Here is a 1,989-nt window from a genome sequence, read left to right as displayed (position 1 = left end):
GGCGCCACCGCGATGTGCGACGTGAGCGACGGCCTGATCGCCGACCTCGGGCACATCGCCGAGGCCAGCAAGGTCCGCATCGACATCAGCTCCGGCGCGATCGACATCCCCACGCAGATGCACGACATCGGCCAGGCCGTCGGCGTGGACGCGCTGCAGTGGGTGCTGACCGGGGGAGAGGATCACGCGATCGTGGCCACCTTCCCGCCGGACGTCAAGCTCCCGGCCCGCTGGAAGGTCATCGGAGAGGTCCTCAACCCCTCCGCGCTGCCCCACGTGACGGTCGACGGGGCGCCCTGGACCAGCAAGGGCGGCTGGGACCACTTCGGGGACATAGAGTCGTGATCCCCAGGGTGCTCACGGTGGCGGGATCCGACTCCGGCGGCGGCGCGGGGATCCAGGCCGACCTGAAGACGATGCTGGCGCACGGCGTGCACGGCATGAGCGTGCTGACCGCGGTGACCGCCCAGAACTCCCTGGGCGTCCAGGGCGCCTGGGAGCTGCCCGCGGCGGCGGTCCGGGCCCAGTACCGCAGCGTCGTGGACGACATCGGCGTGCAGGCCGTGAAGACCGGCATGCTGGCCTCCGCGGAACTGGTCGAGACGGTCGCCGAGTTGATCTCCGGCACCGACGCGCCTGCCGTGGTGGACCCGGTGGGCGTCTCCAAGCACGGCGACGCGCTGCTGGCCGCCTCCGCGCTGGACGCCGTCCGCACCAGGCTGCTGCCCGCGGCGACCGTGGCCACGCCCAACCTGGACGAGGTGGCGCAGCTCACGGGGATACGGGTGGAGTCCGAGGCGGACCTGCGCCGGGCGGCGGCCGCCGTGCTGGCGTACGGGCCGCGCTGGGTGCTGATCAAGGGCGGGCACCTGCCCGGGGACGCCGTGGACCTGCTCACCGACGGCTCCGAGAAGCACCTGCTGCGCGCCCCCCGGCACGACAACCGGCACACCCACGGCACCGGCTGCACCCTGGCCTCCGCGATCGCCTGCGGGCTGGCCCTGGGGAAGTCCGTGCCGGAGGCGGTCACGGCGGCCAAGGAGTACGTCACCGGGGCGATCGCCGCCGGGTTCCCCCTCGGCGCCGGGATCGGGCCGGTGGATCACGGCTGGCGGTTCAGGAGCTGATCCCGCCCGCGGGCGGCACAGGGGCACGGCAAAAAGCCGGCCCACCGTGAGGTGGACCGGCTTTTTGCAGCGAACCAGGCAGTGGCCGCGCGCTCAGCTGTAGCGTCAGCGCGAGACCTTGCCGGCCTTGATGCACGAGGTGCAAGCGTTCACGCGCTTCGGCGTCCCGCCGACCACGGTACGCACACGCTGGATGTTCGGGTTCCAGCGGCGGGACGTACGGCGGTGCGAGTGCGAGATGTTGTTGCCGAAGCCCGGCCCCTTGCCGCAGACGTCGCAGTTGGCAGCCACGGGTCACTCCAAAGACTTCAGATGCACTTACGGTTAATCCCGGCATGCCGGGATCAAGATCCTAGGATCCGAGATCTGAGTGGCGTTGCCAGGGGAACGGCCCGATCAGGATCGGGCAACCGGAGCAGCATACAACGGCTGCGCCAGTACAACGAAACTACCATGGCTGCTCAGGCCCCCGCGCCCGGCCCGCTTCCGGAGGACAGCGGTCCGGGGTCTACGCTGCCTCCCACGTACGGCCGGGTCAGGGAGGCGCAGGTGGCGCAGGTGCCGCAGACATTCCTCGATGCTCTCGCGGTGCGTACCTGGTGCTCCCTGGCGCTCCGGGCGCTGGGCCGGGCCCGGGAGGAGATCGACGCGATCAACGTCTACCCGGTGGCCGACGGCGACACCGGGACCAACCTGTATCTCACCCTGGAGTCGGCGGCCACGGCCGTGGAGGCGGTGTTCGCCGGGTACGAGACCGGCCGTGCGGAGCCGTCCCTCGGCGACGCGGCCCGCGCGATGGCCCACGGCGCGCTGATGATCAGCAACCGGTCGTACGGCACCTGCTCACCGTCGGCCAGACGCA

2 protein-coding genes and 2 pseudogenes are annotated in these 1,989 nt (G+C 71.4%); 3 read left to right on the top strand and 1 reads right to left on the bottom strand.

Translation table 11 applies throughout. The features are described 5' to 3' along the window. Both H5J33_RS33070 and thiD read left to right on the top strand, forming a co-directional pair. A pseudogene (locus H5J33_RS33070) lies at positions 1–345 on the top strand (thiamine-phosphate kinase); the annotation flags it as partial. Then, positions 342–1,127, top strand: coding sequence for a bifunctional hydroxymethylpyrimidine kinase/phosphomethylpyrimidine kinase (gene thiD, locus H5J33_RS33065; RefSeq protein WP_181798397.1), 786 nt, complete (start codon positions 342–344; stop codon positions 1,125–1,127). The pseudogene H5J33_RS33070 and the gene thiD, both read left to right, overlap by 4 nt. A 105-nt stretch (positions 1,128–1,232) precedes the next feature. Here the strand turns inward: thiD and rpmB are convergent, their stop codons facing one another. Continuing rightward, positions 1,233–1,418: a 50S ribosomal protein L28 gene (gene rpmB, locus H5J33_RS33060; RefSeq protein ID WP_003993230.1), complete on the bottom strand. Its 186-nt coding sequence runs from the start codon at positions 1,416–1,418 to the stop codon at positions 1,233–1,235. A 258-nt stretch (positions 1,419–1,676) separates the two neighbouring features. Here rpmB and H5J33_RS33055 point away from each other — a divergent pair. Continuing rightward, positions 1,677–1,989: pseudogene (locus H5J33_RS33055) on the top strand (dihydroxyacetone kinase); the annotation flags it as partial.

It is taken from the genome of Streptomyces sp. WELS2 (genome assembly GCF_013870595.1).
In the GTDB taxonomy this organism is placed as follows: domain Bacteria; phylum Actinomycetota; class Actinomycetes; order Streptomycetales; family Streptomycetaceae; genus Streptomyces.
The sequence above is the reverse complement of the archived record's forward strand: the minus strand, read 5'-3'. Positions and strand labels throughout refer to the sequence as shown.